Source organism: Ruegeria sp. AD11(2025) (assembly GCF_056542405.1).
Genome location: NZ_JBQFZU010000013.1, coordinates 113722 through 138394, shown reverse-complemented (window position 1 = coordinate 138394; position 24673 = coordinate 113722). Strand labels below are relative to the sequence as shown.

The following is a 24673-nucleotide window of genomic DNA, read 5'->3' as shown; positions in this document are numbered from 1 at the left end:
ACCGAAACCTCGTCTGCACATGCCCCCCAATGGACGCATACCAAGACGCAGCAGAATAATAATCAGATCCCCCCCGCCAAAATGGCGGGGGTTTCCTATTCGGCGGCCTCTTTCTGTTGGGCCGAGGCAAGAAGTGTGGCCAGTTCCGGGCGGCATGAGCCGCAATTGGTGCCAGCCTGCAGCGCCTCGCCAATGGCTTCGACCGAGGTCAAGCCTTGGGTCTCGATCTTCGTCAGGATCGTATTCACGCCAATATCAAAGCAGGAGCACAGAATAGGCCCCGGGTTCGGCATGTCCGCCGGCGCGCGGCCGGACAGCAGGCACAGATTGGGTACCTGTGGCAGCGTCGCCAGATAATCGCGCATCACCGCAACCGGTTGGGGCGAGACAAACAGGGCGGCAACCAACCGTCCGTTCCGGTGGCAGGCCAGACGGGCCACACTTCGGGCCGGATCCTCGACTGCGGTGATTTCGGCGTCTGGTAACCCGAACAGGTCGCGGGCTGCGGCGCGCCAGTCATCGATGGGTTTAAGACCGGCCAGCTCCGCGCGATAGCCGGATTTGGTCGGACTTTGAGCCCAATAGTCACAGTTTGGCGTCATTTCACGGTCGGATACCGCGAACCCGTACCATGCGGCGTTGAACCGGGTGACATTCACGACCGACGCCTTGCTTTCAGGTTGACCCGAGATCGGGTCGGTTGCTGCCGCCACCACCGCGTCGATGCGGGCCGAGGGTGCGGTTTCTCCGGTCCAGTGGATCGGGGCAAAGACCTGACCCTGGGAGACATCCCTGTTGATCCGCGCGCGCAGGACGGCATTTCCATGCGGACTGGTCACTTCGACCAGATCGGCGGTGGAAACCCCATGGGCCCGGGCGTCGTCCGGGTGGATGTCCAGAAATGGCTCGGGCAGGTGCGCCGACAGGCGGGGCGACAATCCGCTGCGGGTCATTGTGTGCCACTGGTCGCGCAGCCGCCCGGTGTTAAACCAGAACGGATAGCGTGGGCTGGTCTGCGCCGCAGGGGGGCGCCATTTGACCGGCAACAGTCGGGCTTTGCCATCAGTGTGAAAAAACTGGCCGTCCGCGAAGAACCGCCCGCCCTGCCGCGTGGCGGTCACGGGCCAGCGCGTCGGCTCCAGCGCGTCGTAGTCTGCGGCGTTCAGATCGGCGAGACCCGAGATGTCGAAATCCTTGCCAAACCGTGCCGCCACACTGGACAGCGCCGCGTGTTCGCGGAAAATCTCGCCCGGGCTTTGAAAGTCGAATGCGGTGCTCCAGCCCATCCGCCGACCGACCTCGCACAGGATATCCCAGTCGGCACGGGCCTGTCCGGGGGCGGGCAGAACCGCGCGCTGGCGGCTGATAGTACGGTCGGAATTGGTAACGGTGCCCTCTTTCTCGGCCCAGGCCGCGGCGGGCAGCAGCACATCGGCCAACCGAGCCGTATCGGTGCGGTCGGTGATGTCCGAGACTACGGTGAACGGGCAGGCGGCGATGGCGTCGCGCACCGCATCAGCCTCGGGCATTGACGCGGCGGGGTTGGTGTGGATCACCCACAGCGCCTTGATCTGCCCGTCGCCGATGGCGCGGAACATGTCCACCGCTTTCAGACCAGGGGCTTTGGGCATCCTCGGCGCCGACCAGAAATCGCGCGCTGCCGCGCGGTGGTCGGCGTTTTCGATATCCAGATGGCAGGCGAGCATATTGGCCAGACCCCCGACCTCGCGCCCGCCCATGGCGTTGGGTTGCCCGGTGACCGACAGCGGCCCACAGCCCGGTTTGCCGATCCGGCCGCTCGCCAAATGGCAGTTGAGGATGGCGTTGACCTTGTCACTGCCCGCAGTCGATTGGTTCACGCCCTGGCTGAAAATGGTCACAACGTTTTCCGTGCCGGTCCACATGTCGGAGAATGTGGCGATATCTTTCGGGTTCAGCCCGGTGACCGACACATCGTCGGCCATTGCACTGTCCAGCGCCGCGTGAAAGCCGATGGTATGCGGCAGGAAATTCGTATCCACCAGCCCACGTGCGTCGATCTGGGTCAGCAGGTGGTTGAACAGCGCCACGTCGCTGCCCGCTGCCAGTGGCAAATGCAGATCGGCGCTGTCGCAGGAGGCGGTGCGACGTGGGTCGATCACCACAATCTTTGTCCCGCGTGCCTGCCGTGCCGCCATCAGACGCTGATACAGAACCGGGTGGCACCACGCCAGATTGGACCCGACCAGAGCCACCAGATCGGCCTCGTCGATATCCTCATAGGTGCCGGGGACGGTGTCGGTGCCGAAGGCCCGCTTGTGCCCTGCGACGGTCGAGGCCATGCAGAGCCGCGAATTGGTGTCGATATTAGCCGACCCGATGAAGCCTTTCATCAGTTTGTTGGCGACATAATAATCCTCGGTCAGCAACTGGCCCGAGGCATAGAAGGCCACCGAATCCGGCCCGTGTTCCGAGATGGTGTCGCGGAACCGGTCTGCGACCAGTTGCAGCGCGTCATTCCAACCGGTCTCGACGCCCGAGATGCGCGGGGCCAGCAGGCGATGCGACAGTCCGATGGTCTCGGCCAGCGCGGAACCCTTTGAACAGAGCCGCCCCTGATTGGCCGGGTGGTCCGGATCGCCGGTGACCGTCAGGCCTCCGGCACCGTCCGGCTGCAGCAGAACACCGCAGCCGACCCCGCAATAGGGGCAGGTCGAGCGCTTGGCGCAGGCGGTCAGGTCCTTCACGCGGCGCTCCTTTGCCCCAGCGAGGTGCTATCCAGCAGGATGCGGTCGCCGTCCAACTGCACCAGATAGGTGGCGATCTGTCCCTCATCCGCGCCTTGCGCCTGACCGGAGTTCAGGTCGAACACCCAATTGTGCAGCGGGCAGGTGACGGACTGCCCGTGCACGATGCCTTCGGACAGCGGCCCGCCCTTATGGGGGCAGCGGTCCGAGGCGGCAAAGACTTCATTCTCTGCCGTGCGGAACAGGGCGATGCAGCCGACCGGGGTTTTTACCACGCGCGCGCCGCGCAGGGGGATGTCGTTGATATGTCCGATGTCGATCCAGCTCATTCTGCGGCCTCCAGTGTCAGATCGGCCAGTGGCGCAAAGCGCGGGGCCTCCTTGGCCTGCTCGGCCCATGGGTCTTTGCGATAGATGGATTGGCTGAGTTCAAAGCGTTCAACCAGCGCGCGGCGGTTATCCAGATCATCCACCACGGTTTCCTTGATCCAGTCGAGGCCAACCTTGGCCATCCATTTGTAAAGGCGGTCCAGATACTTGCCGCCCTCGCGATAGGCTTGTGTGACGGCCATGACGACCTCAATCGCTTCGTCCTCGGTCGGCATCTGCACCAGCAGCTCGGTTTCCTTGACGTCCATACCCGCCGCGCCGCCGACGCTGATCTGATAGCCCGAATCCACGCAGACGACGCCGATATCCTTGCAGGTTGCCTCGGCGCAGTTGCGCGGACAGCCCGAGACCGCCAGCTTCAGCTTGTGCGGCGTCCAAGAGCCCCACAGGATCTTCTCCAGCTTCACGCCAAGACCCGTGCTGTCCTGCGTCCCGAACCGGCAGTGATCGGTGCCGACACAGGTTTTCACCGTGCGCAAACCCTTGGAATAGGCGTGACCCGAGACCAGCCCGGCCTTGTTCAGATCGGACCAGATATAGGGCAGGTCGGACCCTTTCACGCCCAGCAGGTCGATACGCTGTCCACCGGTGACTTTGACGGTGGGCACATCGTATTTCTCGGCCGCATCGGCAATCGCGCGCAGCTCGGCCGGATTGGTGATGCCGCCCCACATGCGGGGCACAACGCTGAACGTGCCGTCCTTCTGAATGTTGGCGTGTTTGCGTTCGTTGACGAAACGGCTTTGCGGGTCGTCCTGATACTCCACCGGCCAGTCGGCCAGCAGATAGAAGTTCACCGCCGGGCGGCAGGCATGACAGCCGTTGCGGGTTTTCCAGCCCAGCTCCTGCCAGACGGCCTCCTGACTTTTCAGCTCGCTCGACTTGATCAGGCGGCGGACGTCTTCATGGGTCAGGTCGCAGCAGCCGCAGATGGGCTGAGCGGTGGGCATCTGGAAGTCATCGCCCAGCGTGACCTGCAACAACTGCTCGACTAGCCCGGTGCAAGTCCCGCAGGAGGCGCTGGCCTTGGTCGTCGCGCGGATCGTACCCAGATCGGTTGCGCCGCCTTCAATGGCAGCGGTGATGTCGGATTTGCAAACGCCGTTGCAGCCACAGATTTCCGCTTCAGGCGGCAATGCTGCAACGGCTGAGAGAGGGTCCGCAGAGCCGCCCTCCTGATAGGCCGGGCCGAAGATCAGCGTTTCGCGCATCTCGGACACGTCCTCACCATCACGGATCAGGCCAAAGAACCAGGTGCTGTCACCGGTATCGCCATACATGACCGCTCCCACCAGCTTGTCATCTTCCAGCACCAGCCGCTTGTAAACACCGCGGGCCGGGTCGCGGAAAACGATGTCTTCGCGGGTCTCGCCCTCGGCAAAATCACCGGCGCTGAACAGGTCGCAGCCGGTGACCTTCAGCTTGGTCGACAGCGAGCGTTGTTTGAACGCGGCCTCTTCGCCCAGCAGGGTCTGTGCCAGCACTTTCGCCTGATCATAAAGCGGCGCGACAAGGCCAAATACCTCGCCCTGATGTTCGACACATTCACCGATGGCAAAGACATCGGCATCCGAGGTGATCATCTGGTCGTCCACATGGATGCCGCGCCCCACGGCAAGGCCCGTCTCCTGTGCCAGTGCCACGTTGGGGCGGATACCCACCGCCATCACCAACAGGTCGCAGGGCAATTCCGTGCCGTCCTCCAGCAGCAGCGCCCGCGCCTTGCCGTTCTCGCCAGCGATCTCGGTCGACTTGGCGTTGAGCAAAACGGTGATGCCTTTTTCTTCCAGCGATTTCTTCAGCAGATACCCTGCGGTGGGGTCCAGCTGACGCTCCATCAGGTGGCCCATGATATGCACCACGGTCACGTCTGCGCCGCGTGCGGCCATGCCTGCAGCGGCCTCAAGACCCAGCAGGCCGCCGCCGATCACGACGACCTTGTTGCCCGCGCCCATGCCCATCATCTGTTGGGTGTCTTCCAGATCGCGATAGGCGATCACACCGTCCAGATCATGCCCAGGCATCGGGATCATGAACGGGTTCGAACCGGTGCCGAAGATCAGCTTGTCGTAGGGCACATGGCCGTTCTCGCCCTCAACCACTTTCAGGTCGCGGTCGATCTTGACGACCTTCTCGCCAAACCGACAGGTAATGCCACGTTCGGCATACCAGGCGTCGTCATGGGTCACGATCTCTTCATAGGTCTGATCACCGGCCAGAACCGGGCTGAGCATGATGCGGTTGTAATTGCCGCGCGGCTCGGCGTTGAACAGGGTGATGTCGAACGCATCGGGGGCGGCGTCGGTCAGATGCTCCAGCACCCGGCCCGAGGCCATGCCGGCTCCGATGACCACAAGTTTCTGTTTCATGTCATTCACTCCGCGGCAATGGCATTGGGGGAAGGGGTTTTCGGCTTGGGCTTCGCGCCGTGCTCGTATTCCTCGAGGAAATCCAACACCTCTTGCCGGTATTCGTAGTAGTCGGGATGGGCCAGCAGCGCCTTGCGGGTGCGCGGGCGCGGCAGGTCGACATTGGTGATCTTGCCGATCGTGGCCTGCGGGCCGTTCGTCATCATCACCACGCGGTCGGCCAGCAGGATCGCCTCGTCCACGTCATGGGTGACGCAGATGGTGGTGACTTTGGTGCGCGACCAGACCTCCATCAGAACTTCCTGCAGCTCCCATCGGGTCAGGCTGTCGAGCATCCCGAAGGGTTCATCCAGCAGCAGCAGTTTCGGGCTGAGCGCAAAGGCGCGGGCGATGCCGACGCGCTGGCGCATACCGTTCGACAGGTCAGCGGCGGATTTGTCCATCGCATCGGCCAGACCGACACGTTCCAGATAGTATTCCACCACATCCTGACGCTCGGCCTGGCTGGCGCGGGGATAGACGCGGTCGACACCGACCGAGACGTTTTCCTTGGCCGTAAGCCATGGGAACAGCGAGGGCGATTGGAACACCACGGCACGTTCCGGGTCGGCCCCTTCCACATGGCGGCCATCCAGCTTGATCGCGCCTTTCGAGATGTCGTTCAGACCGGCCGCCATGGTCAGCACCGTGGACTTGCCACAGCCCGAGTGACCGATCAGCGAGATGAACTCACCGCGATTGAGCTTGAGGTTGAAATCCTCGACCACGGTCAGCGGACCTTTGGGCGTGGGGTAGACCTTGTGCAATTGGCTGAAGTCCAGATAGCGCTCGTCGATCAGGCCCGTCTGCGCCTCTTTCACCGCCGCCGGAACACCGTGGATCGGGGTCACGTCAGGCAGAGTCTTGGTGCCTTCGACCTTGGCCTCGATCCCCACATCCATCAGGTATTTGGTGACCTCGCCACGCAGGGCTTTGAACGTCTCATCATGGTTCATGGCCGAGCGGTCGCGGGGGCGGGGGATCGAAACCTTGAACTCGGTCCCCAAGGTGCCATCGGGATTCAGAGGGATGATACGGTCGGCCAGTAAGATCGCCTCATCCACGTCATTGGTGATCAGGACACAGGTTTTGCGGTTCTCTTCCCAGATCTTTTCGATCTCTTCCGCCAGATTGCCGCGGGTCAGCGCGTCGAGCGCGCTAAGCGGTTCGTCCAGCAACAGAACCTCGGGGTCCATCGCCAGGGCGCGCGCCACGTTCACCCGCTGCCGCATCCCGCCCGACAGTTCGGCGGGGCGACGACCCGCGGCGTGGCTCAGGCCGACCATGCGGATGTAATGCGCGACCTTCTCCTCTTTCTCGGCTTTGGGCATCTTTGGGAACACCGCATCCACCGCCAGACGGATATTGCCGGTCACCGTCAGCCACGGCATCAGCGAGTAGTTCTGGAAAATAACCCCTCGCTCGGGCGCGGGGCCGGTGATAGGTGTGTCACGGAAGATGACGCGACCCTTTGACGGGAACTCGATCCCCGCCATCAGGTTGATCAGCGTGGTCTTGCCGGTGCCGGAAAAGCCCAGCAACACCACGAACTCGCCTTCCTGAACCGAGAGGTTGATGTCTTTCAGCACATCCGTCGCAGCAGTACCGGTGCCGAAGGATTTGCTGACGTTTTTGAATTCTATCACAGCCATGTCGATCACCGGTTGTTCGAGAAGGTGAACAGCGACTGCAGCGCATACATAACGCGATCCAGCAGGAAGCCGATGATGCCGATGGTGAACACGGCCACCATGATCTTGGCGAGCGAGCTGGAGGAGCCGTTCTGGAACTCATCCCAGACGAATTTGCCCAGACCGGGGTTCTGCGCCAGCATCTCGGCCGCGATCAGAACCATCCAGCCAACACCAAGCGACAGGCGCAGACCGGTGAAGATCAGCGGCAGGGCCGAGGGCAGCACCAGCTTGGTGACCTTGGTATAGGTGTTCATTTTCAGAACCTTGGAGACATTCACCAGATCCTTGTCGATCGACGCCACACCCAGCGAGGTGTTGATCAGCGTCGGCCACAGCGAACACAGCGTCACAGTGATGGCCGAGATCAGGAAAGACTTGGCGAACCAGCCATCATTGGTGACGTACACGGCTGAGACGATCATTGTCACAATCGGCAACCAGGCCAGCGGCGAGACCGGTTTGAAAATCTGGATCAGCGGGTTCAGCGCGGCGTTTGCGGTGGGCGACAGACCTGCAGCGATGCCCAGCGGCACGGCCACAATGGTGGCGATCAGAAAGCCGAAGAAGACGGTTTTGATCGAGGTCCAGATCTGGTTGTAATAGCTCGGCGCGCCAGTATAGGCGACTTCTTTGACTTTTTCGGGCTGGCCTGCATCGATGAATTTCTGGTTCCGCTTTTCGACCATCGCCTCGAACTTGGCCTTCTTGGCGGCCTTGGCCTGCGCGTCCTGATGCAGGCTGACCGCCTCGGACCAGACCTGAGCCGGTCCGGGGACGGCCCCCAGAGAGGTTTGCACCTTTGGCGCCAGCGTGCCCCACAGCAGCAAAAAGGCGCAGATCGCCAGCAGCGGCACGGCCAGCAGACGCCAGATTTCGCCCATCTGGGCGCGGGGGTTGTCGCCTGCGGCGGCGCGCAGGATGGGGGTGATCCAGGACAGGCCCAGAACCTGGAACCATTTATCGGCGGAATTGATCCGGGTGAACAGGCGCGCGCGGTGCGCCTCGCGTTCAGCATCGTCAGAGAGTGTTTCGTGGTCGATGGCGGTCATCTTGCGGTCTCCTGGCCCGGATCGGTGCCCGGGCGGGGTGGGATTTTGAATCGGGTGGGAAAACCCCGGCCATGTGGGCCGGGGAGTGGGGTTACCCCTGAACTTCGGAGCCGATGACGACCTGCTCGCCCTTCAGGCCAATCGGCAGGCTTTGCAGGTAGGCATTGGGCTGACGGGCGTCATAGGGAATACCGTCGATGATATCCGCGGCAGGCGTCGGGGCCTTGTATCCGTCGCTGTCCCAGGGAAAGTCGGCCTCATTCGCCAGACCTTCGTCCACCAACATGCGGGCGGCGTCCAGATAGATGTCGGGGCGATAGACGGATTTGGCGATCTCATCATACCACGCGTCCGTCTGCGGTTCGGCAATCTGGCCCCAGCGGCGCATCTGGGTCAGGTACCAGATGGCGTCGGAATAGAACGGGTAGGTCGCGTTATAGCGGAAGAACACGTTGAAATCGGGTACCTCGCGCTTGTCGCCCTTCTCGTATTCGAAGGTGCCGGTCATCGAGTTCGCGATCACGTCGTAATCGGCGCCCACGTATTCCGGCTGGCTCAGCATCTCGACTGCGGCGGGGCGGTTGGCGTTGTCGTTCTCGTCCAGCCAAATCGCGGCGCGGATCAGGGCCTTGGTGACGGCGCGGGTGGTGTTGGGGTATTCTTCGGCGAACTCGGCGGTGATGCCGAAGACCTTTTCCGGGTTGTTCTTCCACAGCTCATAGTCGGTGATCACCGGCACACCGATACCTTTGAACACCGCCTGCTGGTTCCATGGCTCACCCACGCAGTAGCCGTAGATAGTACCAGCCTCGAGTGTCGCAGGCATTTGCGGCGGAGGGGTGACCGACAGGAATACATCCGCACCGATCTGACCGGTCACGTCTTCGGGGCTGTAATAACCCGGGTTCAGACCACCGGCGGCCAGCCAGTAGCGCAGCTCGTAATTGTGGGTCGAAACCGGGAAAACCATGCCCATGTTGAACGGCTTGCCCTCGGATTTGTATTTCTCGACCACCGGGGCCAGCGCCTCGGCGGAAATCGGGTGCTGTGGACGCCCGTCCTCCATCACCGGGATGTTCGGCTTCATCTCTTCCCAGATCGCGTTTGACACGGTGATGCCGTTGCCGTTCAGGTCCATCGAGAAGGGGGTGACGATATGCGCCTCGGTGCCGTAACCAATGGTCGCGGCCAGGGGCTGACCGGCCAGCATATGCGCACCATCCAACTGCCCGTCGATCACGCCATCCAGCAGCACTTTCCAGTTGGCCTGTGCTTCGAGCGTTACAAACAGGCCCTCGTCCAGGAAGTATCCATTCTCGTAAGCCACGGCCAAAGGGGCCATATCGGTCAGTTTAATAAAGCCGAAGGTCAGTTCGTCTTTTTCCAGTTCCAGCGTCTCGGCCATGGCCGGGCTGATCAGGGCGGTGGTGGCGACAAGGCCTGCAAGGAATTTCTTCATGTGGGTCTGTCCCTTTTCTTGGTCCCGGGGATGCCGGGGATGAAAAACAAAAAAGCCGCTGCACGCTCTGGCCGGGAGGACGTGGCCAGAGTGTGAGCGGCTTTGCTCAGTCGATCCCAAACTTTGGGAAGAAGTTCATCGACACACGCCATTGCGTGCCGTTGAGGTCAGATTCGAAAAAACCGGGTCACGGTTCAAGCAGTTTTGCTGCAATGCGGCATGATTTTCTGCGATTGCTCGATTTGCCGTCGGACTGTGCCTATTTTTTAGGCGTCAGATACCCTGAGGGTCAAAAATGCGCCCGTCCAGAAACGCGTCCCGTTTCAGCGACAATTGCCCTTTATGCGAGGCAACAGGGGTGGTTTCCCGAATCGCGCCTTCGAGCTTTTCAGACGCGCCGGGCAGGTCGGCCCCGATATCGGTCATCTGATCGCGGTAGATGTCGCTGCGGAACACGCGGCTCGCCAGCGTCCGCGCCAGATGCGGGTCCAGACCGTACCGCGCTGCCAGACGCTGAGCGATCCACTTTGCCTGGCTGCGCCACGGGAAGTTCGCCGCCCCGTCATGGAATTCGAGGAAACCGGGAACCTCGCGCTGTTCTGCCTGCCCAGAGATGGTGAACCGCCCAGAAAGCGCGCGGTCGATTAGTTCCGAGGGCAGGTTCAGATAGGCATCGCGCGCCAATATCTCGGCGGCGGCGGTTTGGCTGTCCGGCTGGCCCAGCCAGCGCCCGGCCCGCCAGACAGCCCGCATCAGTTTGCCCAACAGATGCGGTTCGGTCTCAGCCCATTCGGTGCGCACGGCCAGCACCTTTTCCGGGGCAAAGGCCCAGATCGCCTGACCAGGCAGCAACAACGCCCCCGCCTGCGATTCCACCGCGACCGAGCCCCAGGGCTCACCCACACAGAACGCATCCACATCCCCTTCGGCCAGCGCCTGCGCCATCAAGGGGGGCGGGATGGTGCGCACTTCGACCCCGACCTCGGACAGATCTGTGGCCTCAAGCCAGCAATGCAGCAGTTCCACATGCAGCGAGAAGGGGAAGGGAACGCCAAAGACCAAAGGCCGATCCGCGACCGAGGCCAGCGCAGTGGCGGCCTTGAACGGATCGTGAAAGTCGAAATCATAGCCGGTCTCGCGTAGGCGGGTTTCCAATGCGCGACTGACGCCGATGACGTCTCCGTTCACCGACAGGACCGAGACGGCGGACAAGGGTTGTGTCACCCCGCCCAGCCCCAGCGCCATCGCCACGGGTACGGGTGACAGCAAATGCGCCGCATCGACCCGGCCAAAAGCAAGCATGTCACGTACCGACGACCACGAGGGCGCGGCGACCAGCTCCAGATCAATCCCTTCGGCGCGGGCCAGACCCAACTCATGCGCCACAATCAGCGGGGCGGCATCTACCAAGGGTACATAGGCGACGGGCAGGGTGACCGTATTCATGACAACAACCCTGACGCAGTGACCAGCGCCTCGGCCACGTCGGCGACGCGGCGGCCCTGATCCATCGCCGCCTTGCGCAACAGGGCGTAAGCCTCTTCTTCCTCGATCCCGCGGGCCTTCATCAGCAACCCCTTGGCGCGGTCGATCACCTTGCGTTCTTCCAGCGCGCGTTTAGTCTCGGCCAATTCGCGGCGCATCTGGCGGACGATCTGAAAGCGGGCAATGGCGGCGTCCAGCACCGGTTTCAACCGGTCGGGCTGCATCCCGTCGACCACATAGGCCGACAACCCGGCCTCAATCGCCGTCGAGGCCAGATCTCCCGCCGCACCCGACACGAACATCGCCACCGGACGTTCCAGCGGGCCAGAGGCCAGCGTCAGTTCTTCAAGCATGTCGCGGGTTGGGTTGTCGATATCGATCAGCACCACATCGGGCACCAGCGCTGCGATCTTGCGCGCCAGGCTAGAGACATTTCCGATCACATGTACATCGTAGGACCCTGATGATTTCAATGCGTCAACGATGGCGATCGCGCGCTCTCGGTCTTCTTCAACTACGACAATGGTCAGGGTGTCAGGCATGGCACCTTTTCACCGCCTCAATGCCCAAGCTCAAGAGATTGGGCCCTAATCCAACCGGGTTCGAAGGAGGGTGCTTAAAAAATAGTCAAACGCGATGTAGGAGGTGTCAGAAATCCGTGAATCTTTCGCCTATCGGAAACTTGTGACCGCGAATGGCACGCGTTGAGATGTCGTTTTTCGGAATCAAAGCGTCTTTTCTGCTTGCTGATGCTGCACGCGCACCATAGCTCTGTCCGTGGGACACCCCTCCCCAACGAGGGGCGTGTATCTGGAAGGGTAATACACATGACTATCGAACAACCGGCGACGCGGCCGGCGAATCCGCGTTTTTCCTCGGGGCCCTGTGCCAAACCCCCCACATTTGATTTGACCAAATTGGCCGATGCCGCGCTGGGCCGCTCGCACCGGGCCGCTGTCGGTAAGGACAAGTTGAAGGCTGCCATCGAAGGCACACGTGAGGTGCTGGGCATTCCGGCAGATTACAAGATCGGCATCGTTCCCGCCTCGGACACTGGCGCGGTCGAGATGGCCCTGTGGTCGCTGCTGGGCGAACGCAAGGTAGAGATGCTGGCGTGGGAGAGCTTTGGTTCCGGCTGGGTGACCGATGTGGTCAAGCAGCTGAAGATCGACGCCGAGGTGAAAACCGCCGATTACGGGCAGATTGTCGATCTGGCCTCGGTCGATTTCGCTAATGACGTGGTGTTTACTTGGAACGGGACAACCTCAGGTGTGCGGGTTCCGAATGGCAACTGGATCGCCGATGACCGTCAGGGTCTGACGATCTGCGATGCCACCAGCGCCGCCTTTGCGATGGATCTGCCGTGGGACAAGCTGGATGTGACCACGTTCAGCTGGCAGAAAGTGCTGGGCGGTGAAGCCGCGCACGGGATGCTGATCCTGTCGCCCCGCGCAGTCGAACGGTTGGAAAACTACACACCTGCATGGCCGCTGCCAAAGATTTTCCGCCTGACTAAGGGGGGCAAGCTGATCGACGGTATCTTCACCGGTGCGACGATCAACACGCCCTCGATGCTGGCGGTCGAAGATTACCTGTTCGCTCTGGATTGGGCGCGTTCGGTGGGCGGCTTGCAGGGCCTGATCGCCCGAGCGGATGCCAATGCTGGCGCGGTGCATGCGTTCTGCGATCAGAATGACTGGATCGCCAATCTGGCCGAGGATGCGGCGACGCAATCCAACACTTCGGTTTGCCTGAAATTCACCGATCCGCGCATTCAGGACGGCGCGACATTCGCCAAAGCCGTAGCCAAGCGGCTGGAGGTCGAAAACATCGCGCTGGATATCGGGGCTTATCGCGACGCGCCTGCGGGCCTGCGCATCTGGTGCGGCGGCACGGTTGAAACTTCGGACATCGAGGCGATGCTACCCTGGCTGGCCTGGGCCTTCGAAGCAGAAATCGCGGCGCAAACCGAAGCCGCCTGATCTTTTTCACCGGGCTACATCAGGCCCGGACCTCCTCTACAATTCAAGGACCAGAGACTATGGCCCCTAAAGTACTCGTATCTGACAAGCTCAGCGAAACCGCCGTGCAGATTTTCCGTGATCGCGGCATCGATGTGGATTTCTTGCCCGATCTGGGCAAGGACAAGGACAAGCTGGCCGAGGTGATCGGTCAGTATGATGGCCTTGCCATCCGCTCGGCCACCAAGGTCACGCCGACGCTGCTGGAAAAAGCCGACAATTTGAAAGTGATCGGCCGCGCCGGGATCGGCACCGATAATGTCGACAAGGAAGCGGCATCGAAAAAAGGTGTGATCGTGATGAACACGCCTTTCGGCAACATGATCACCACCGCCGAACACGCGATTGCGATGATGTTCGCCGTCGCCCGGCAAATTCCTGAGGCCAGCACCTCGACCCATGCGGGCAAATGGGAAAAGTCCAAGTTCATGGGTATTGAGCTGACCAACAAGACTCTTGGTGTCATTGGTGCAGGCAACATTGGCGGGATCGTCTGCGAACGCGCGCTGGGCCTGAAGATGAAGGTCGTGGCCTATGATCCCTATCTGGGTGAAGAGAAAGCCGCGCAAATGGGCGTCAAAAAGGTCGACCTGGATGAGCTTCTAGCGCGCGCCGACTTCATCACCCTGCATGTTCCGCTGACGGACCAGACCCGCAATATCCTCAGCCGTGAGAATCTGGAGAAAACCAAACCGGGCGTGCGCATCATAAACTGCGCCCGTGGCGGCCTGGTCGATGAGGTCGCGTTGGCCGAAATGCTGCAATCCGGCCGCGTTGCAGGTGCCGCCTTTGACGTGTTCAGTGAGGAACCGGCTAAGGAAAACGCCCTTTTCAACCTGCCCAACGTGGTTTGCACGCCGCATCTGGGCGCGGCGACGACCGAAGCGCAGGAGAACGTGGCGCTTCAGGTGGCCGAGCAGATCTCGAACTACCTGCTGACCGGGGCGGTGGAAAACGCGCTGAACATGCCCAGCGTTACGGCAGAAGAGGCCAAGGTCATGGGACCGTGGATCAAACTGGCCGGTCATCTGGGCAGCTTCATCGGTCAGATGACGGATGAACCGATCAAGGCGATCAACATTCTCTATGATGGTGTGGCTGCTGAAATGAACCTGGCCGCGTTGAACTGCGCTGTGGTCGCGGGGATTATGAAAAAGTTTAACCCCGAGGTGAACATGGTCTCGGCCCCTGTTGTGGCCAAAGAGCGCGGGATCAAGATATCGACCACCAATCAGGACAAGTCCGGCGCCTTCGAAGGTTATATCAAAGTGACCGTCGTGACCGAAAAGCGTGAGCGTTCCATCGGTGGCACCGTGTTCAGCGACGGCAAGCCGCGTTTCATCCAGATCAAAGGCATCAATATCGACGCCGAAGTGGGCGCCCATATGCTCTACACTACCAATGAAGACGTGCCAGGCATCATTGGTGCGCTGGGTCAGACCATGGGTGAGAACAACGTGAACATCGCCAACTTTACCCTCGGCCGGTCCGAGGCGGGCGGTGAGGCGATCGCGCTGCTTTATGTGGATGAACCGGTTCCGGCTGAAGCGCGGGCCAAGCTGGCGGAAACCGGGCTGTTCACGCAGATCAAGCCGCTGGAATTCGACGTCGCCTGAGCGGTGTTGAATCTCTGAGACACTCCGTGCCCGCGCCGCCCATGGCGCGGGTTTTTTCTTTTCCGGCGGCCTGAAACACGCCACAAGCAGGGTATTCGCTTTGCCCGAGGGTTATTCATGACCTCCCCCATCTATGCCGTTGGCGATATTCACGGTCAGCTTGAGATGCTGGAAAATGCGCTGCATCTGATCGAACAGGAAGGCGGGCCGGATGCGCGCGTAGTGTTTCTGGGGGACTATGTTGATCGCGGCCCCGACAGTCGTGGTGTTTTGGACCTGCTGATCGAAGGGCAACGTGCGGGCCGGAACTGGGTGATACTCAAGGGCAACCACGACCGAATGATGGCCCGGTTCGTGCAAGACTGTGAGATCGCAGACAATCGGCTGCCGATCACGCTCAGTTGGCTTCACCCGCGTCTGGGCGGGCGGGAAACACTGGCTTCTTATGGCGTTGAGGTCGCGGATGACAACCGCATCTTTCAGGTCAATGAATACGCCTGCGCCGTGGTGCCGCCCGCACATATCGACTTTATCAATGCGCTGCCCCTGTATCATCAGGAAGGGGAGCTGCTGTTCGTCCACGCCGGCATCCGCCCCGGCATCCCCTTAGGGCAACAGGCCGAAGACGATCTGGTCTGGATACGTCACGAGTTCCTGCGCGATCCCGGCCCGCATCCGTGGCTGGTGGTGCATGGACACACTCCGGTGGACCGGGCCGAGCATTGCGGCATTCGGGTCAATCTGGACGCGGGCGCAGGCTATGGCCGACCACTGGCCACGGCGGTGTTCGAAGGTCGCGACTGCTGGCTGCTGAACGAGGCCGGGCGGGTGCCGCTGACCTCTAATCCTTGGTGAACAGGTCCTTGTAGTCCTCGCGCAGGACATTTTTCTGCACTTTTCCCATGGTGTTGCGCGGCAGTTCATCCAGCAAGATCAGCTTGCGCGGATGTTTGAACCGCGCCAAAGCGTCCCGCACATTTGTCAGAATGGCCTCGGGGTCAGGGGCCTGTCCTGGCTCTGGCACCAGAATGCCCACAGGGGTTTCACCGAAATCCGGGTGCGGCACGCCGATCACCGCGCTTTCCAGCACGCCGGGCTGGTCATCCAATACCAGTTCGACCTCTTTGGGATAGATGTTGTAACCGCCCGAAATAATCAGGTCCTTTCCGCGGCCAACGATATGGACATAGCCATCCTCGTCCACACGCCCCAGATCGCCGGTGATAAAGAACCCGTCCTCGCGTAGTTCGGCGGCGGTTTTCTCGGGCATCTGCCAATAACCTTGGAAAACGTTGGGACCACGTACCTCGATCATGCCAATCTGCCCTTGCGGCAGTACCTCGCCGGTGTCGGGATCGGTCACCTTCAGGTCGACATCCGGCAGGGGAAAGCCAACCGTGCCCGCGCGACGCTCGCCGTCATAAGGGTTCGACGTGCTCATGTTGGTTTCGGTCATGCCATATCGTTCAAGGATACGGTGACCGGTGCGGTCCTGAAACCGCTCATGGGTCTCGGCCAGCAACGGGGCCGAGCCCGAGATGAACAGCCGCATATGCCGCGCCAGATCGCCAGTAAACCGGTCGTCCTCCAGCAGACGGGTGTAAAAGGTCGGCACGCCCATCATCGAAGTGGCCTGCGGCATCAGGCGCAGCATGTCCTCAAGGTCGAATTTCGGCAGAAAGATCATTGACCCGCCCGAGGCCAGCACCACATTGGTCGCCACAAACAGCCCATGGGTGTGAAAGATCGGCAAGGCGTGTAACAATACATCGCTCCGCGTGAACTGCCATTCCTGCACCAGCGTCTCGGCGTTCGACAACAGGTTGGCCTGCGTCAGCATCGCGCCCTTGGATCGCCCGGTGGTGCCCGAGGTATAGAGGAACGCGGCCAGATCGTCCTCGGTCCGGCGGACAGGCTCGAACGCGGGCAACATGCCCAAAGAACGCCGCATCAAACTGCCCGTACCGTCGGCATTCAGCGTCTCTAACCTTGCGTTTTGAGCTGTCGCGATGGGAGCGAGACCTTCGGCTTTTGCATCGTCGCAGACGACCAGCTTGGCACCACTGTTTTCGATGAAATACTGCAGCTCGGCTGTGGTGTAGCCGGTATTCAGTGGCAAAAAGATCAGCCCTGTCTGCGCGCAGGCGGCATAAAGCGCCAGTGCTTCTGGCGATTTCTCAACCTGCACGGCAACCCGTTCGCCGGGTTCCAGTTCATATCCGGTGAGGGCATTGGCGATCTGCGCGACCATGTCCAGAAAGGCAGCATGGGTCAGGGTCTGGCCATCGGGCAGATGCAGGAACGGGGTGTCCTTGCCCGCGTGAATGCCAAACAGCCGATCATAAAGCGGGTTGCCCATATCGTCGTTCCTTTGCGCCTGCTCGATCCGATACGAATCTGTCCCGGATTGGCGGGGCGGTAAAGCGGAAAACCGGACGGGGATCAGAATTCCGTGGTCATCCGGTAGCCAGCGGCAAAGAACATCTTGGCGAAGGTCACCGGTTCCCCCTGCAGCCAGGTGATCCGCTCACCGGTAAAGACCGGCTCGCTCTCGGGGACGTCCAGAAACCCGGCGACCGTTGCATCGGCGCGGCTGGCAAGAAAGCTCAGCTCGACATTAGTGAAGGGCACCGTCTGGATCAGCCATTCATTCGGACCGATCTGCGAGAAATCCGCCTGCTCCACCTGCGGGACCGAGGCGGTGACGATCCAGCGGTCCTCGTACTGAAACGGGGTGTTGCCGTTGAAATGCATACAGCGCACATGCACCACGGTTTGTCCTGGGTTCAAAGCCAGACGGGCACAGAGCCACTCCGGTGCAGTCTCTGAACTGGAGGAAACCAGCGCATAGCGATAGGTGCCGCCCAATGCCTCGACCTCATCCCGTACCATGGGGATGGTGAATCGTGCTTGCCGCTGAGGGGCGCTCAGAACGCGGGTTCCGGCTTTGCGGCGACGCTCCAGATAGCCTTCATCCGCCAGTTCCCGAAGGGCCCGGTTGACCGTGGTGCGCGTGCAGGAGAACTCGACAGCCAGTTCCTGTTCATTGGGCAGCAGCGATTCCGGCTGCCATATGCCTGACCGGATGCGCGCCAGCACGGTTTGCTTGATGTCTTTGTAACTGGTGGTGTCGTTTGGCTGAGGCATGGCGCAGCTTTAAACCGAGGCTAACAGGTCCGCAATTGCGGATCGGTAAGCGTCGATGATCTGATCGCGCGCGACGTGGCGGCCCTGTTTCACCATATGCCGCCCGGCGGACCACAGATCAGTGACAAGCCCATCGGGTGCGGCGAAGCACAGCCCGTCCAGCAATTGATCATCGCTGAGTGCGCAAAGGGTCGGGTGGCTTCGGTCAACAGCAACTAAATCGGCCAGCTTACCCTGGGCAATCTCGCCCGCGTCGCGGCCAAGGGCTTGCGCACCGCCCAGCGCTGCCTTGGTGTAAAGCGCGTGACCGACCGAGCCTTCGCTCGCCAGAACAACGCGCTGTTGGTCGCGCAAACGCTGAGAATACTCCAGTGTTCGCAGTTCTTCTGGCAGAGAAATGCGCACATTAGAGTCTGATCCGACACCAAAGCGCCCGCCTTCAGCGGCGTATTTTGCGCCGTTGAAGATACCGTCGCCCAGATTTGCCTCGGTGACCGGGCACAGGCCAGCGACGGCTCCAGACCGGGCCAAGGCAACGGTTTCGGTATCGGTCATGTGTGTCGCATGGATCAGACACCACCGCGCATCGACCGGCACATTGTCCAGCAACCAGGCCACGGGGCGCTGGCCCAGCTCCGCCTGCACATCGGTGACCTCCTGCACCTGTTCGGCGATGTGGATATGCACAGGCACATCGGATGTGGCCCTTAACACCTCGGTCAGATTCGACGGAGAAGTCGCGCGTAGTGAATGCGGAGCAATCCCGAGTTTAGAGTCTGTATTTGGCAGCGTTGTGCGACATTCATCGACCAATCTCAGAAACCGGTCCACATCATTGCCAAAGCGCAACTGCCCGCCCGAGAGGGCCTCCTGTTTGACGCCGCCGTAGGTGTAGAGCACAGGCAGATGGGTCAGTCCTATCCCGGTATGTTGCGCGGCGGCAAAGATGCGCTGGCTGAGTTCCGTCAACTGGTCATACGGTGTGCCGCCGGGTTGGTGATGGACATAATGGAACTCACCGACAGAGGCATATCCGGCTTCCTGCATCTCCATGAATACCAACGCAGCGATGGCTTCGATCTGGTCCGGCTTAAGGCGGTCCAGAAAGCGGTACATCAGGTTGCGCCAGGTCCAGAAACTCTCGCGCCCGGCGGCGCGGGTTTCAGTCATTCCCGCCATAGCCCGCTGAAAGGCATGGCTGTGCAGGTTTCCCAAGGCAGGCAACAGGACATTTACCCGCAAGTCCCCGTCCAGTGCAGTGGCCTGTGTCTGTATGCGCCGGATGCGCCCCTGATCGATCTCGATCCGCACATCGTGAACCCATTCATAGCCTAAAAGGGATGTTTTGGCGTGGATCAGCATTCCGTTTCCATTTTGTGTAGACTTTATACTTTTACACATATACGAAAAAATCAAACAAGAGGGGAGCCGAAAAGAATCGCCATGACTAGAAAATCGGTTCTAACCAGCGCCGCGATGGCCACGATGTCAGAGGACGACACGCCCTATGGGCTATGCCTAGACGCGGCGATCGTCGTTGATGGCGCATATATCCTTTGGGCAGGAGAGCGACAGGCCTTGCCAACCGAATACACCGGCTGGCCGGTTGAAAATTTCGGCGCGCGCCTGATCACGCCGGCCCTGATTGATGCGCATACCCATGTGGTGTTTGGAGGCAACCGGGCGACCGAGTTCGAGATGCGCCTGAACGGTGCCTCGTATGAGGAAATCGCGCGCGCAGGCGGTGGTATCCTGTCCACGGTCAACGCCACGCGGTCGGCAAGCGAAGAGGGGCTGCTCACTGATGCTCTGACCCGCGTGGATGCATTGCTTGCCGAGGGTGTCTGTACCCTCGAGGTCAAGTCCGGCTATGGGCTGGACGAGGATACGGAACTAAAGATGCTGCGCGTGGCTCGTCGGATCGGCGAAACCCGCCCGGTGCGGATCAGAAACAGTTTTCTGGGTGCCCATGCGGTGCCCCCCGAATACACCGATCGGGCTGATGATTACATCCAAGAGGTCTGCATCCCAACCCTGCGCGCGGCCCATGCCGAGGGGCTGGTGGACGCGGTTGACGGGTTCTGCGAAGGGATCGCCTTCACCCCCGCCCAGATCGCGAAGGTTTTCGATGTGGCGCAGGAACTGGGTCTGCCGGTGAAGCTGCATGCTGAACAACTGTCCGATCTGGGCGGTGCCCGGCTTGCGGCCTCTTACGGGGCTTTGTCGGCGGATCACATAGAATATCTGGACACCGAGGGCGTGATAGCCATGGCCCGCGCAGGCACCGCGGCAGTGCTGCTGCCGGGCGCGTTTTATACGCTGCGCGAAACGCAGGTGCCTCCGATTGATCTGTTGCGGCAGCACAAAGTACCGATGGCGCTGGCGACCGATTGCAACCCCGGTTCCTCGCCTCTGACATCGCTGCTGCTGACGATGAACATGGGCTGCTCCTTGTTCCGTCTGACCCCCGAGGAAGCATTGGCGGGCGTTACGCGCAATGCTGCGCGCGCGTTGGGGATCAGCGATGCAGGCACCATCGCAAAGGGCCAAAGGGCGGATCTGGCGGTTTGGGACGTCGCGCATCCGGCCGAGCTGTCTTACCGCATTGGCTTCAACCCTCTGCACAAGCGGATTTCTGGAGGGCTGGAATGACTCTCCTGTCTTTACAACCTGGGCAAGTCTCGTTGGCACAATTGGCCCAGGTCTATTGGGATCAGAACGCAGCCGTGCTGGAACCAGAGTGCAGACCCGCTGTCGAGGCGGCGGCGCGGCGCATTCAGGCCGCCGCTCAGGGCGATGCGCCTGTCTATGGCGTCAATACCGGTTTCGGCAAACTGGCCAGCCACAAGATTGCGCCACAGGATACTTCCACCCTGCAGCGTAACCTGATCCTCAGCCACTGCTGCGGTGTCGGCCCTGCCGTGCCCCGCCGGGTGGCCCGGCTGATGATGACGCTCAAGCTGTTGTCCTTTGGCCGCGGCGCCTCGGGCGTGCGGTGGGAGTTGATCGAGCTCTTGCAACAGATGTTGGCTCGTGGCGTTACGCCGGTGATCCCGGCGCAAGGGTCCGTGGGCGCGTCGGGGGATCTGGCACCGCTGGCCCACATGACTGCCGTGATCATCGGAGAAGGCGAGGCCGAGGTGAACGGCGCCATCCTGCCGGGTGCTCAGGCACTGGAAATCGCTGGATTAGAGCCTATTCAGCTGGGCCCGAAAGAAGGCCTGGCCTTCATTAACGGTACGCAGTTTTCGACCGCCTTCGCTTTGGCAGGCCTGTTCGAAGCCTGGCGCGCGGCGCAAAGTGCGCTGGTCATTTCGGCCCTGTCGACCGATGCGATCATGGGGTCCACTGCGCCTCTGCGACCGGAAATTCACACTCTGCGTGGCCACCGCGGCCAGACCGAGGCTGCCGGTGCCATGCGTGCTGTGCTGGAGGGGTCGGAAATCCGGGAAAGTCACCGGGAAGGCGACACCCGTGTGCAGGACCCATATTGCATCCGCTGCCAACCGCAGGTCACCGGTGCGGCCATGGATGTGATGCGGCAGGCCGCCGCGACGCTTGAGATCGAGGCAAACGCCGCCACCGACAACCCGCTGGTTTTGGAAGACGGGATTGTGTCGGGCGGCAACTTTCATGCCGAACCCGTCGGATTCGCCGCCGACATGATCGCGTTGGCCGTGTCCGAGATCGGGGCCATCGCCCAGCGCCGCATCGCACTGATGGTGGACCCGGCGCTCAGCTTTGATCTGCCGCCTTTCCTGACCCCCGATCCGGGGTTGAATTCCGGTCTGATGATCGCTGAGGTCACCACGGCCGCGTTGATGAGCGAGAACAAGCACCTCGCTAACCCCTGCGTGACTGACAGTACCCCGACCTCAGCCAATCAGGAGGATCACGTTTCGATGGCCGCACATGGCGCGCGACGCCTGACCCGGATGGTCGAGAACCTGACCTACATTCTGGGGGTCGAACTTCTTTGTGCTGCGCAAGGGGTTGAAATCCGCCTGCCGCTGAGCACCAGCGACCCCCTGCAACAGGTGGTCGCCCGACTACGAGCCGATATCCCTGCGCTGACCGAAGATCGCTATCTGGCGCCCGAATTGGAGATCGCAAAACAGCTGGTGACCGAGGGCGCGATCCTCCACGCCGTGGGCACCGCAATGCCGGAGCTCGCGTAATGCAGGTGGTCAGCGTACAGCGCGGGGACTGCCCAATAGTTCTGGGCCAACCCCATGGCGGGACTTTCGTGCCGGATGGCATTGCGGCGCGTCTCAATGAAACAGGGCACGAGCTGGCGGACACGGATTGGCACATTAACAGGCTCTATGAAGGGCTTTTGCGCGGCGCTACGGTGGTACAATCCTATATCCATCGCTATGTCATCGATGCCAATCGCGATCCCGAAGGGGTGTCGCTTTACCCCGGCCAGAACACGACGACGCTGGTGCCTCTGACCGATTTCGACGGGCACCCGATCTGGATGGATGGCCAGGAACCTTCAGTCGATGAGATCGAACTACGGCGGCAGGCCTATCACGCGCCTTATCACGCGGCGCTTGCCGAGGAACTGCAGCGCGTGCGCGACCGTCATGGTGTGGCGGTACTGTTCGATTGCCATTCGATCCGCAGCCGCATTCCGTACCTGTTTGAAGGCACGTTGCCGGATATGAACATCGGAACGGATGGCGGCGCAACTTGTGCGTCGAAAATTGAGTCTATTTCAAATGAATTCGCGAATTCATCGCCCTATAGCACCATCCTGAATGGTCGATTTCGCGGTGGGTGGACCACGCGTCACTATGGTCGCCCGGCTGACGGAATACATGCCATTCAGATGGAACTGGCGCAGTCCACCTACCTGTCCACCGAGACTGCCCCGTGGAGCTATGACGCCGCCAAAGCCGACCGCCTGCGCCGCTGGTTGCGCGATATTCTGGATGCCATCCAAGACACCGCATTGGAGCTTACGCAATGACCGACCCTCGCAAGAACACCCGCGATATCTTTCCGCCGACCGGCCCCGAGCTGAATGCCAAGAGCTGGATGACAGAGGCCCCGCTGCGGATGCTGATGAACAACCTGCACCCCGATGTGGCCGAAAACCCGCATGAGCTGGTGGTCTATGGTGGCATCGGTCGCGCGGCCCGGACGTGGAAGGATTTCGATACTATCGTAGCCGGTTTGAAGGATTTGGAGGGGGATGAGACCCTCATCGTTCAGTCCGGCAAACCCGTGGCGATCATCCGAACGCACAAAGACGCGCCACGGGTGCTGATCGCCAATTCTAACCTGGTGCCTCACTGGGCAACCTGGGACCATTTTAACGAGCTCGATAAGAAAGGCCTGATGATGTATGGCCAGATGACCGCTGGCTCGTGGATTTATATCGGTACGCAGGGCATCGTTCAGGGCACCTACGAGACCTTTGCCGAGGCCGGACGCCAGCATTATGGCGGCGACCTGACTGGCAAGTGGATTCTGACTGGCGGCTTGGGTGGCATGGGCGGCGCGCAGCCGCTGGCCGCCGTGTTTGCCGGGGCTTGCTGTCTGGCGGTCGAATGCAACCCGGACAGCATCGATTTCCGCCTGCGCACCAAGTATCTCGACGAAAAGGCGGAAAGTTTGGACGAAGCGTTGGCCATGATTGACCGTTGGACCAAGGCGGGCGAGGCGAAGTCCGTGGGTCTGCTGGGCAATGCCGCCAAAGTTTTCCCCGAGATCTACCGCCGCATGGCCGACGGCGGGATGCGCCCGGATATCGTCACCGACCAGACCAGCGCGCATGATCCGATAAACGGTTACCTGCCGTTGGGCTGGACCATGGGAGAGTGGCGCGAGAAGCGTGAAACAGATCCTAAATCAGTAGAAAAAGCCGCCCGTGCCTCAATGAAACAGCACGTAGCTGCGATGGTTGATTTCTGGAATGCGGGCGTTCCGACACTGGATTACGGCAACAACATCCGCCAAGTGGCGCGGGATGAAGGGCTTGAGAATGCTTTTGCCTTCCCCGGCTTTGTTCCGGCCTATATCCGCCCGCTGTTCTGCAAGGGGATTGGCCCGTTTCGCTGGTGTGCGTTGTCAGGTGACCCTGAGGATATCTACAAGACCGACGCCAAGATGAAGGAGCTGTTCCCCGAGAACGAGCACCTGCACCGATGGCTCGACATGGCGCAGGAGCGAATCGCGTTTCAGGGCCTGCCAGCGCGTATCTGCTGGATCGGGCTGGGTGATCGTCACCGTGCCGGGCTGGCCTTCAACGAGATGGTCGCAAATGGCGAACTGAAAGCACCCGTTGTCATTGGTCGCGACCATTTGGACAGCGGCTCGGTCGCCAGCCCCAACCGCGAGACCGAGGCGATGCTGGACGGCTCGGACGCGGTGTCCGACTGGCCTTTGCTGAACGCGCTGATCAATACCGCCAGCGGCGCGACCTGGGTGTCTTTGCACCACGGCGGAGGGGTCGGAATGGGGTTCAGCCAACACGCGGGCGTAGTAATCTGCGCCGACGGCACCGAGGACGCCGCCAGACGGCTGGAGCGTGTCCTGTGGAACGATCCGGCTTCGGGCGTGTGGCGACATGCAGATGCAGGGTATGACATCGCAAAGGACTGCGCCCGCGAACATGGTCTGCGCCTTCCCGGCATACTGGGCTAGGCGTAACAAGGTCTCTGGTGAATTG

General features: G+C 61.2%; 18 protein-coding genes. 7 read left to right on the top strand and 11 right to left on the bottom strand.

All coding sequences use genetic code 11. From position 1 onward, the window contains the following. Positions 1-95: 95 nt before the first annotated feature. From ACR1XY_RS14250 to ACR1XY_RS14215, 8 genes are all read right to left on the bottom strand, one after another. Positions 96-2726, bottom strand: coding sequence for a molybdopterin-dependent oxidoreductase (locus tag ACR1XY_RS14250; RefSeq protein ID WP_480594255.1), 2631 nt, complete (start codon positions 2724-2726; stop codon positions 96-98). Next, positions 2723-3055, bottom strand: a complete 333-nt coding sequence (nirD, locus tag ACR1XY_RS14245; protein ID WP_480594253.1) for a nitrite reductase small subunit NirD — start codon at positions 3053-3055, stop codon at positions 2723-2725. The genes ACR1XY_RS14250 and nirD overlap by 4 nt, the downstream gene beginning before the upstream one ends. Then, positions 3052-5484, bottom strand: coding sequence for a nitrite reductase large subunit NirB (gene nirB / locus ACR1XY_RS14240; RefSeq protein WP_480594251.1), 2433 nt, complete (start codon positions 5482-5484; stop codon positions 3052-3054). Before nirB ends, nirD begins: the two co-directional genes overlap by 4 nt. 5 nt (positions 5485-5489) lie before the next feature. Next, on the bottom strand, positions 5490-7175 hold the full coding sequence (locus tag ACR1XY_RS14235) for an ABC transporter ATP-binding protein (RefSeq protein ID WP_480594249.1): 1686 nt from the start codon (positions 7173-7175) through the stop codon (positions 5490-5492). 5 nt (positions 7176-7180) lie between these two features. Next, positions 7181-8266 carry an ABC transporter permease gene (locus tag ACR1XY_RS14230; RefSeq protein ID WP_480594247.1) on the bottom strand — a complete coding sequence of 362 codons (1086 nt, stop codon included), beginning with the start codon at positions 8264-8266 and terminating at the stop codon, positions 7181-7183. A 91-nt stretch (positions 8267-8357) separates the two neighbouring features. Then, positions 8358-9725, bottom strand: a complete 1368-nt coding sequence (locus ACR1XY_RS14225) for a CmpA/NrtA family ABC transporter substrate-binding protein (RefSeq protein ID WP_480594245.1) — start codon at positions 9723-9725, stop codon at positions 8358-8360. A gap of 273 nt (positions 9726-9998) precedes the next feature. After that, entirely contained in the window at positions 9999-11171 is a 1173-nt protein-coding gene (locus tag ACR1XY_RS14220; RefSeq protein ID WP_480594242.1) for an ABC transporter substrate-binding protein, read from the bottom strand. Further along, positions 11168-11752 (bottom strand): ANTAR domain-containing response regulator, encoded by a 585-nt coding sequence (locus tag ACR1XY_RS14215; RefSeq protein ID WP_480594240.1) that lies wholly within the window; start codon positions 11750-11752, stop codon positions 11168-11170. The genes ACR1XY_RS14220 and ACR1XY_RS14215 overlap by 4 nt, the downstream gene beginning before the upstream one ends. 285 nt (positions 11753-12037) lie before the next feature. On the opposite strand from ACR1XY_RS14215, the gene ACR1XY_RS14210 reads away from it, so the two are divergent. The 3 genes from ACR1XY_RS14210 to ACR1XY_RS14200 all read left to right on the top strand — a co-directional run bounded on the left by ACR1XY_RS14210 (position 12038) and on the right by ACR1XY_RS14200 (position 15702). Continuing rightward, positions 12038-13192: a phosphoserine transaminase gene (locus ACR1XY_RS14210; protein WP_480594238.1), complete on the top strand. Its 1155-nt coding sequence runs from the start codon at positions 12038-12040 to the stop codon at positions 13190-13192. Between the two features lie 59 nt (positions 13193-13251). Further along, entirely contained in the window at positions 13252-14847 is a 1596-nt protein-coding gene (serA, locus tag ACR1XY_RS14205; protein WP_480594236.1) for a phosphoglycerate dehydrogenase, read from the top strand. A gap of 117 nt (positions 14848-14964) precedes the next feature. After that, positions 14965-15702, top strand: a complete 738-nt coding sequence (locus ACR1XY_RS14200; protein WP_480594232.1) for a metallophosphoesterase family protein — start codon at positions 14965-14967, stop codon at positions 15700-15702. On the opposite strand, the gene ACR1XY_RS14195 is transcribed toward ACR1XY_RS14200, so the two are convergent. The 3 genes from ACR1XY_RS14195 to ACR1XY_RS14185 form a co-directional block, all read right to left on the bottom strand. Further along, positions 15689-17206: a malonate--CoA ligase gene (locus ACR1XY_RS14195; RefSeq protein ID WP_480594228.1), complete on the bottom strand. Its 1518-nt coding sequence runs from the start codon at positions 17204-17206 to the stop codon at positions 15689-15691. The two genes, ACR1XY_RS14200 and ACR1XY_RS14195, sit on opposite strands and share 14 nt — an antisense overlap. A gap of 83 nt (positions 17207-17289) precedes the next feature. Next, entirely contained in the window at positions 17290-17994 is a 705-nt protein-coding gene (locus ACR1XY_RS14190) for a GntR family transcriptional regulator (RefSeq protein ID WP_480594225.1), read from the bottom strand. Between the two features lie 9 nt (positions 17995-18003). After that, positions 18004-19356, bottom strand: a complete 1353-nt coding sequence (locus ACR1XY_RS14185; RefSeq protein ID WP_480594219.1) for a formimidoylglutamate deiminase — start codon at positions 19354-19356, stop codon at positions 18004-18006. An 81-nt stretch (positions 19357-19437) separates the two neighbouring features. Here ACR1XY_RS14185 and hutI point away from each other — a divergent pair, with 81 nt between their 5' ends. The 4 genes from hutI to hutU are packed head-to-tail and all read left to right on the top strand — an operon-like array spanning position 19438 to position 24648. After that, the gene (gene hutI, locus ACR1XY_RS14180; RefSeq protein ID WP_480594217.1) at positions 19438-20646 is read left to right on the top strand and encodes an imidazolonepropionase; all 1209 of its coding nucleotides are present in this window, start codon (positions 19438-19440) and stop codon (positions 20644-20646) included. Next, a complete protein-coding gene (gene hutH, locus ACR1XY_RS14175) occupies positions 20643-22172 on the top strand; it encodes a histidine ammonia-lyase (protein ID WP_480594213.1) in 1530 nt (509 codons plus the stop codon). Before hutI ends, hutH begins: the two co-directional genes overlap by 4 nt. Next, positions 22172-22969, top strand: coding sequence for an N-formylglutamate deformylase (hutG, locus tag ACR1XY_RS14170; protein WP_480594209.1), 798 nt, complete (start codon positions 22172-22174; stop codon positions 22967-22969). Before hutH ends, hutG begins: the two co-directional genes overlap by 1 nt. Next, positions 22966-24648, top strand: coding sequence for a urocanate hydratase (gene hutU, locus ACR1XY_RS14165; protein ID WP_480594206.1), 1683 nt, complete (start codon positions 22966-22968; stop codon positions 24646-24648). The genes hutG and hutU overlap by 4 nt, the downstream gene beginning before the upstream one ends. Positions 24649-24673 lie beyond the last annotated feature (25 nt).

What these genes read in the sequence shown, in the direction of transcription:
- nirD (WP_480594253.1), bottom strand. Translation starts at nt 3,055, where the DNA reads ATGAGCTGGATCGACATCGGACATATCAACGACATCCCCCTGCGCGGC.
- nirB (WP_480594251.1), bottom strand. Translation starts at nt 5,484, where the DNA reads ATGAAACAGAAACTTGTGGTCATCGGAGCCGGCATGGCCTCGGGCCGG.
- ACR1XY_RS14235 (WP_480594249.1), bottom strand. Translation starts at nt 7,175, where the DNA reads ATGGCTGTGATAGAATTCAAAAACGTCAGCAAATCCTTCGGCACCGGT.
- ACR1XY_RS14230 (WP_480594247.1), bottom strand. Translation starts at nt 8,266, where the DNA reads ATGACCGCCATCGACCACGAAACACTCTCTGACGATGCTGAACGCGAG.
- ACR1XY_RS14225 (WP_480594245.1), bottom strand. Translation starts at nt 9,725, where the DNA reads ATGAAGAAATTCCTTGCAGGCCTTGTCGCCACCACCGCCCTGATCAGC.
- ACR1XY_RS14220 (WP_480594242.1), bottom strand. Translation starts at nt 11,171, where the DNA reads ATGAATACGGTCACCCTGCCCGTCGCCTATGTACCCTTGGTAGATGCC.
- ACR1XY_RS14215 (WP_480594240.1), bottom strand. Translation starts at nt 11,752, where the DNA reads ATGCCTGACACCCTGACCATTGTCGTAGTTGAAGAAGACCGAGAGCGC.
- ACR1XY_RS14210 (WP_480594238.1), top strand. Translation starts at nt 12,038, where the DNA reads ATGACTATCGAACAACCGGCGACGCGGCCGGCGAATCCGCGTTTTTCC.
- serA (WP_480594236.1), top strand. Translation starts at nt 13,252, where the DNA reads ATGGCCCCTAAAGTACTCGTATCTGACAAGCTCAGCGAAACCGCCGTG.
- ACR1XY_RS14200 (WP_480594232.1), top strand. Translation starts at nt 14,965, where the DNA reads ATGACCTCCCCCATCTATGCCGTTGGCGATATTCACGGTCAGCTTGAG.
- ACR1XY_RS14195 (WP_480594228.1), bottom strand. Translation starts at nt 17,206, where the DNA reads ATGGGCAACCCGCTTTATGATCGGCTGTTTGGCATTCACGCGGGCAAG.
- ACR1XY_RS14190 (WP_480594225.1), bottom strand. Translation starts at nt 17,994, where the DNA reads ATGCCTCAGCCAAACGACACCACCAGTTACAAAGACATCAAGCAAACC.
- ACR1XY_RS14185 (WP_480594219.1), bottom strand. Translation starts at nt 19,356, where the DNA reads ATGCTGATCCACGCCAAAACATCCCTTTTAGGCTATGAATGGGTTCAC.
- hutI (WP_480594217.1), top strand. Translation starts at nt 19,438, where the DNA reads ATGACTAGAAAATCGGTTCTAACCAGCGCCGCGATGGCCACGATGTCA.
- hutH (WP_480594213.1), top strand. Translation starts at nt 20,643, where the DNA reads ATGACTCTCCTGTCTTTACAACCTGGGCAAGTCTCGTTGGCACAATTG.
- hutG (WP_480594209.1), top strand. Translation starts at nt 22,172, where the DNA reads ATGCAGGTGGTCAGCGTACAGCGCGGGGACTGCCCAATAGTTCTGGGC.
- hutU (WP_480594206.1), top strand. Translation starts at nt 22,966, where the DNA reads ATGACCGACCCTCGCAAGAACACCCGCGATATCTTTCCGCCGACCGGC.